This window comes from Cellulomonas algicola, from assembly GCF_003851725.1.
GTDB classification, from domain to species: Bacteria; Actinomycetota; Actinomycetes; order Actinomycetales; family Cellulomonadaceae; genus Cellulomonas; species Cellulomonas algicola.
In genome coordinates, this window is sequence record NZ_BHYL01000451.1 from 1 (window position 1) to 6,975 (window position 6,975).

Consider the following 6,975-nt stretch of genomic DNA (forward strand, 5'->3'; position numbering starts at 1 on the left):
CTTCTTCACGTTCATCGGCCTCGACGCGGTGTCGACGGCCGGGGACGAGGTGCGCGACCCGCAGCGCGCCATGCCGCGCGCGATCCTCGGCGCGCTCGCGATCGTCACGACGATCTACCTGCTGGTCGCCGTGTCGGCGATCGGCGCGCAGCCCTGGCAGGACTTCGGCGACCGGGAGCAGGCGGAGGCCGGCCTCGCGCGGCTGCTGCAGGACGTCACCGGCTCGACGTGGCCGGGCACGGTGCTGTCCGCGGGTGCGGTCGTGTCGATCTTCTCCGTCACGCTCGTGACCCTCTACGGGCAGACGCGCATCCTGTTCGCGGTCGGCCGCGACGGGCTGCTGCCGCGCGCGTTCGCCCGCGTGAACCCGCGGACGCACACGCCTGTCCAGAACACCGTCATGGTCGCGTGCGCGGTGGGGCTGCTCGCGGGGTTCGTGCCGCTCTCCGACCTGTGGGACCTTGTCTCGATCGGCACGCTCGTCGCGTTCATCGTCGTGTCGGTCGGCGTCATCGTCCTGCGCCGGTCCCGGCCTGACCTGCCGCGCGGCTTCCGCGTCCCGGCGTACCCGCTCACGCCGTTGCTGGGGATCGCGTCCTGCGTATACATCCTCGCGGGCCTGCACTGGTACACGTACGCCTGGTTCCTGCTCTGGCTCTCCGTCGTCCTCCTCTTCTACTTCCTGTGGGGGCGTCACCACTCGCTGCTGAACCGTGCCGTGGAGGCGGGGTTGCCCGTCGGTGAGGAGCGACCCCGATGACGATCGTTGTCGGCGCGCAGCCGTTCGGGGACGCGCGCGGCGCGCTCGAGCTTGGCGCGAACCTCGCGCGCACCCTGCCCGAGCGGTCGGGGGTGTTCGTCCTCGTCGTCGCGACCGTCGTCCCGCCGCGCGACGACGCCCGCGGGGTCGACGAGCGTCTCGCGCGCGCCCAGGACGCCGCCCGTTCGTGGGCTGCGGAACGCGCGTCGGGCATGCAGGTCGAGTTCGTCACCGTGCCCGCCCGGTCCGTCGCCCGCGCCCTCGTCCAGGTCGCCGTCGAGGCCGACGCGACCGCGCTCGTCCTCGGCTCGTCGCCCGACGGCGGCCTCGGGCACGTCGTCGTCGGGTCCACCGCGGACTACCTGCTGCACTCGTCGCGCGTGCCCGTCGCGCTCGCGCCCCGCGGCTACCGTGCCGCCGCCGTGCCGGGGGCGGGACCGCTCGACGTGCCCGTGCACCGTCTGACCGCGGCGTTCGGGCCCGGAGCGGCGGGGGAGGAGTCGGTGCGCTGGGCGGCCGCCCTCACGCGCTCGATCGACGTCGGGCTGCGGGTCGCGTCGTTCGGCGTCCGCACGCCGACGATGTTCCCGCCGGAGGTCGGGTTCGACGTCGAGGCCGAGGTGTCTGCGCAGTGGCGCGACCAGATGCTCGACGCGCAGCGTGCGCTCGGCCTGGGGCCCGACGTCGAGACGGTCGCGCCCGTCGGGACGAGCTGGGCCGACGCGATGGACCGCCTCGACTGGCAGCCCAACGAGCTGCTCATCGTCGGGTCGTCGAGCGCGGGCGCCCTGCGCGCGGTGTTCCTGGGCACGCGCGCCACGAAGCTGGTGCGCCACTCGCCCGTGCCCGTCCTGGTCGTCCCGCGCGGTACGACGCCGCCCTCCTGAGCCGGTCCGGCGGTCGCACCGCGACGACCGGGCCGCGCCGGGGTACTAGTCCCATCGTCCGATGGTGCGCGCCCACGCCGACGCGGGAGAAAGGTGGCTGTCAGACCACCGACCCCAGGAGCACACCATGAAGCGCGCGGTCCTCTTCTCCGCAGCCGCCGTCGTCGCCGCCGTCCCCGCCGTCGCGGGCCTGGTCGGCAACGCGAGCCTCACCCCGTCCGTCGCCGTCGAGCCGCCCGCGCACGCCGTCCTCCTCGACGACGGCCGGACCGACCGTGACTCCCGCACCGAGCCGGGCGACGACCGCGACGCCACGCCCTCCGCGTCGCCGTCGAGCACGCCCGAGGCGTCGCCGAGCGCGTCGTCCTCGGCGAGCAGCAGCCCCGACGACCACGGCGGCGCGCTCGACCGCGACCTGCGGACCGAGCCCGGCGACGACCGCGCCGTCAACGGCGGCTCGCAGACCAGCGGGACGGGCGGCACGGCCGCGACCGACGACTCGGGCCACCGGTCCGGGAGCGACGACTCCGGCCACCGGTCCGGCTCGGGCGGCGACGGCTCCGGCCGCGGCGGGCACGACGACGGTCCCGGCCACGACGCGGGCGACGACCACGGCGGCGACGACTGACCGTGGGCACCGAGCACGACGACCACGCGTCGGCGCACCGGTCGGCCCAGCCGCCCGTACGGACCTCCACGGGTCCGTCGGGCGGCGCGGCGCGCGGACGGGTGACCCCCGCCCCGGCGCGGACCGACGCCGCCACACCGACACCTAGGGTGAGTGCCGTGCGCCCCACCGACGACCCGACGACCGTCGCGTGGACCACGCTGGCGACGGGAGGCGGTGTGGGCACCGCGGGGGAGCCGCGGCCCGTCCGGACCTGGCGCGTGTTCGGCCAGGTCGTCGCCGCCGCGGGTCTCGTGCTCGTGCTGGTCGCCGTGCTCGGGCTCACGGCCAGCCGCCAGATCGCCGAGCGGGAGTCCGTCAACGACGCCGCCCGCCGCACCGACCTCCTCGCCGAGGCCGTCGTCCAGCCCGTGCTCCGCGACGGCGTGACCACGGGCGACCCCGACGCCCTCGCGGCGCTCGACCGGGCCGTGCGCGACGGCGTCCTCGACGACCAGGTCGTCCGCGTGAAGGTCTGGGACGCCGACGGCCGCATCGTCTACTCCGACGAGGGCCGCCTGGTGGGGCAGCAGTTCCCGCTCGGCGACGACGAGCGCGCGGTCCTCGCCGACCCCGCGACCGAGGCCGAGGTCAGCGACCTCGACAAGCCCGAGAACGCGTTCGAGCGCGGCCAGGGCAAGCTGCTCGAGGTCTACCGGCCCGTGTGGACGCCCGACGGCACGCCGCTGCTCTTCGAGACGTACTCCCGGTACGACGCCGTGACGGAGCGCTCGACGGCCCTGTGGCGCGGCTTCGCGGGCATCACCCTCACGAGCCTCCTCGTGCTCGTCGTCCTCATGCTCCCCGTGCTCTGGACGCTCCTCGACCGGCTCCGCCGCTCCCAGCAGCACCGCGAGGTCCTCCTCCAGCACGCGGTCGAGGCCTCCGACGAGGAACGCCGCCGGATCGCCGGCACGCTGCACGACGGCGTCGTCCAGGAGCTCGCCGCCGCGTCCTTCGCGCTCGCCGGCGCGGCCGACCGGGCCGACCGCGCGGGCGCCCCCGACGTCGCCGGCCCCGTGCGCGAGGCCGCCGCGACCGTGCGCGCGAGCATCCAGGGCCTGCGCTCGCTGCTCGTCGACATCTACCCCGCGAGCCTGCGCACCGCGGGGCTGCGCGCCGCGCTCGCCGACCTCGTCGGTGGGCTCGCCGTGCGCGGTGTGGACGTGCGGCTCGACGCACCCGACGGCGTCGCCGAGGGCCTGCCCGCACCCGTCGAGCGGCTCGTGCACCGCGTCGCGCAGGAGACGCTGCGCAACGCGGTCGCGCACGCCGGCGCCCGGCACGTCGACGTCGTGCTGCGCAGCGGCGACGACACCGTGGTGCTCGAGGTCGCCGACGACGGCGTCGGGTTCGACGTCGCCGCGACCCTCGCGCGCCCGCCCGAGGGGCACCTCGGCCTGCGCCTGCTCGCCGACCTCGCGTCGTCCGCCGGTGCCCGCCTCGAGGTCGCGTCGGCGCCGGGCGCGGGCTGCCGCTGGCGCCTGACGGCCCGCACGGACGGGCTCGGCGCGGACGGCTGGGACGCCGACAGCGGGAACGCGGACGGTGTCGCCGCCGCGCCGACCGGCACGTCCGTTGCGGGCACCGACAGGAGCAAGGACGCATGACCGACGACGACGTGACCGTCCTCCTCGTCGACGACCACCACCTCGTGCGGTCCGGCCTCGCGACGCTCGTCGACGCCGCCGACGGGCTGCGCGTCGTCGGCCAGGCCGCCGACGGCGAGGAGGCCGTCGCCCTCGCGCGCGACCTCGCCCCGCGCGTCGTGCTGATGGACCTCTCGATGCCGGTCGTCGACGGCGTCGAGGCCACCCGTCGTATCGCGGCCGCCCAGCCCGACGTGCACGTCGTCGTCCTCACGTCGTTCTCCGACGCGGCTCGGGTCGGCGACGCGCTCGCCGCCGGCGCGGTGGGCTACCTGCTCAAGGACTGCGAGCCGCGCGACCTCGTCGCCGCCGTCCGCTCCGCCGCGCAGGGCTTCGCGCCGCTCGACCCGCGGGTCGCCCGCACGCTCCTGCCCGGCGGCCCCGCGGCCGCGGCGTCACCCGCCGACCGGCTGAGCGCGCGCGAGCGTCAGGTGCTGCGCCTCGTGGCGCAGGGCATGGCGAACAAGCAGGTCGCCCGCGCGCTGGGCATCTCGGAGCGCACGGTCAAGGTCCACGTCGGCAACGTCTTCCGCCAGATCGGCGTCGGCGACCGCACGAGCGCCGCCCTCTGGGCTCGCGAGTACCTGCCCGACTGACCCGGTGCCGCCGTCAGGAGCCCGCGGCGAGTGCGCGGACGGTCTCGATCGTGTCGGCCTCGGCGGCGGGCTTGTCGTCGCGGTAGCGGAGCACGCGCGCGAACCGGAGCGCGACGCCGCCGGGGTAGCGGGTCGAGCGCTGGACGCCGTCGAACGCGATCTCGACGACCTGCTCGGGGCGGACGGTCACGGTCCAGCCGTCGTCGGCCACCTCGAGCTCGCGGAAGCGTCGCGTCTGCCAGGCGAGCGTCTCGTCGGTCATGCCCTTGAACGTCTTGCCGAGCATGACGAACCCGCCGTGCCCGTCGCGCGCGCCGAGGTGGATGTTCGACAGCGTGCCCTGCCGCCGCCCGGACCCGCGTTCGACGGCGAGCACGACGAGGTCGAGGGTGTGGCGCGGCTTGACCTTGACCCAGGCGGCGCCGCGCCGCCCGGCCTCGTAGGGGGCCTGCGCGGCCTTGACGACCACACCTTCCTGCCCGGCGGCGACGACGGACGCGAACCAGTCCTGCGCGGCGGCGGCGTCCGCGGTGACGAGCCGGGGGACGCCGGTGGCGCCGAGCGCGTCGAGCGCGGCGAGCCGGTCGACGAGCGGGGCGTCGAGCAGGTCGCGCCCGTCGACGTGCAGGGCGTCGAAGAAGAACGGGGTGAGCCGCGTGACGGCCGCGACGTCGGCGTCGCGCGTGGCGGTGCGCGCCGCGGTGTCCTGGAACGGCACGGGCCGGCCGGCGTCGTCGACGACGAGCGCCTCGCCGTCGAGCACGAGCGTGGACGCGGGCAGGGCGCGCACGGCCTCGACGATCTCGGGGACGCGCGACGTGAGGTCGTCCAGCGAACGCGTGTACACGCGCACGTCGTCGTCGCGGCGGTGCACCTGGATGCGGATGCCGTCGAGTTTGGTGTCGACGACGACCTCGTCGGGCCCCAGCGAGGCCATCGCCTCGGCGACGTCGGACGCGGACTGCGCGAGCATCGGCCGCACGGGCGTCCCGACGGTGAGCGTGAACGCGTCGAGCGCGGCGCGGGCAGCCTCGGGGTCGGGGGCACCGAGCGCCGCCGACGCCACCGTCTCGGTCGACCCGGTGAGCATCGCGGCCCGCCGGACGGCCTCGGGCGGGACGGACGCGGCCTCGGCGACCGCGTCGAGCAGGAGCGCGTCGAGCGCCCCCTGCCGCAGCTCGCCCGACACCAGCCCGCGCAGGAGCGTCTGCTCGTCGGCCGTCGCGGCGGCGAACAACGCGGACGCGAGGCGCGTCCGCTCGGTCGACGACCCGGTGCCCTGCAGCCCGGCCATGGTCTCGAAGGCGGCGTCGACCTCGGCGACCGTCAGCGTCGGGGCGTCGGCGGGTGCGGGCAGCGACGCGAGCGAGCGCCACCCGAGGCCCGTGCGGCGCTGGCGCAGCTCCCCGGCGAGGTAGCGGGCGACGACGGGCACGTCGGACGGCTCGGCGCGGCGCAGCACGTCGGCGAGCAGCGCGCGCTTGGCGAGGCGGGACCGGGTGGCGGCGACGGCGAGGGACGTCGCGGCGACGTCGGCGAGCAGCATGTCCGCATCCTGCCGCCGGTCACCGACACCGGCACCTGCGCAGCGGTCAGAGCACGACAGCGGGCGTCAGCGCGGGTGTCAGAGCACGACCGCGGGAGCCAGGGCGGGGCGGTCCAGGACGCGCAGCTCGTGCAGCGCGTCGAGCAGCAGGCGGTTGAACGCGACGGGCGCGTGGGAGTTCACGTCGTGGCCCGCGCGTGGGACGACCCGCAGGCGCGTGCCAGGGCGTGCGGTGAGGTAGCGGCGCTCGTCGAGCCGTAGCGGGTCGCGCGCACCGTTGACGACCCAGACGGGCAGCCGCACGCGGCGCAGGTCGGCGAGCGGGGAGTACCCCGACATCGCGGAGAGCATGTCCTGCACGACGTGCCACGTCCCGCCGCCGATCCGCAGGGCGCGCGTCACGGCGCCGGACGCCGACCGGTACGCGAGCAGCGGCTTGCCCTTGATCTCCGTGGAGCAGCCCGCGAGCACGACGCCGGCGAGCTTGTGCTCGTTGCGGCGCGCGTAGGCGAGGCTCGCGTAGCCGCCGAGCGAGAGGCCGACGAGCAGCGGGGCGACCGCGAAGGACGCGACGGCGTCGTCGATCGCGCGGATCGCGCCCTCGAGCGTGAACCGCTCGTGCGCGCGGGCGCCGTGCCCGGGCAGGTCCAGGGCGAGCGTCGGGTGGCCCGACCGTGTCAGCGCGTCGAGCTGGTGCTGCCAGATCGCGGACGACGTGCGCGTGCCGTGGACGAAGACGATGGGGCGGATGACGGGCTCCTCGGGGGCGTGTGCTCCGCGGGAGAGTACCTGGCGTTCCTGGGATTCTCCGGGGAGCGTCACACGTCCGGCGCGCAGGCCCCACGTCCGAGCGCTGCGAGCCCCGCGCGG

Annotated in this window: 7 protein-coding genes; 5 read left to right on the plus strand and 2 right to left on the minus strand. The window is 76.2% G+C overall.

What is annotated here, in order from left to right; translation table 11 throughout:
• The 5 genes from CTKZ_RS20685 to CTKZ_RS20705 form a co-directional block, all read left to right on the plus strand.
• Positions 1–760: APC family permease (locus CTKZ_RS20685; protein WP_124344660.1), on the plus strand; the 760-nt coding region annotated here is incomplete at its 5' end.
• The gene (locus CTKZ_RS20690; RefSeq protein ID WP_124344661.1) at positions 757–1,647 is read left to right on the plus strand and encodes a universal stress protein; all 891 of its coding nucleotides are present in this window, start codon (positions 757–759) and stop codon (positions 1,645–1,647) included. The genes CTKZ_RS20685 and CTKZ_RS20690, both read left to right, overlap by 4 nt.
• Before the next feature lie 127 nt (positions 1,648–1,774).
• On the plus strand, positions 1,775–2,275 hold the full coding sequence (locus CTKZ_RS20695; RefSeq protein WP_124344662.1) for a hypothetical protein: 501 nt from the start codon (positions 1,775–1,777) through the stop codon (positions 2,273–2,275).
• Positions 2,276–2,433: 158 nt separating this feature from the next.
• A complete protein-coding gene (locus tag CTKZ_RS20700; protein WP_124344663.1) occupies positions 2,434–3,924 on the plus strand; it encodes a sensor histidine kinase in 1,491 nt (496 codons plus the stop codon).
• Positions 3,921–4,559: a response regulator gene (locus CTKZ_RS20705; RefSeq protein ID WP_124344664.1), complete on the plus strand. Its 639-nt coding sequence runs from the start codon at positions 3,921–3,923 to the stop codon at positions 4,557–4,559. Before CTKZ_RS20700 ends, CTKZ_RS20705 begins: the two co-directional genes overlap by 4 nt.
• Before the next feature lie 13 nt (positions 4,560–4,572).
• Here CTKZ_RS20705 and CTKZ_RS20710 read toward each other — a convergent pair whose 3' ends face one another.
• Both CTKZ_RS20710 and CTKZ_RS20715 read right to left on the minus strand, forming a co-directional pair.
• Complete coding sequence (locus tag CTKZ_RS20710) at positions 4,573–6,105, minus strand: ATP-dependent DNA ligase (protein WP_124344665.1); 1,533 nt, start codon at positions 6,103–6,105, stop codon at positions 4,573–4,575.
• Positions 6,106–6,183: 78 nt separating this feature from the next.
• On the minus strand, positions 6,184–6,975 hold a 792-nt coding region (locus tag CTKZ_RS20715), incomplete at its 5' end, for an alpha/beta fold hydrolase (RefSeq protein ID WP_307720328.1).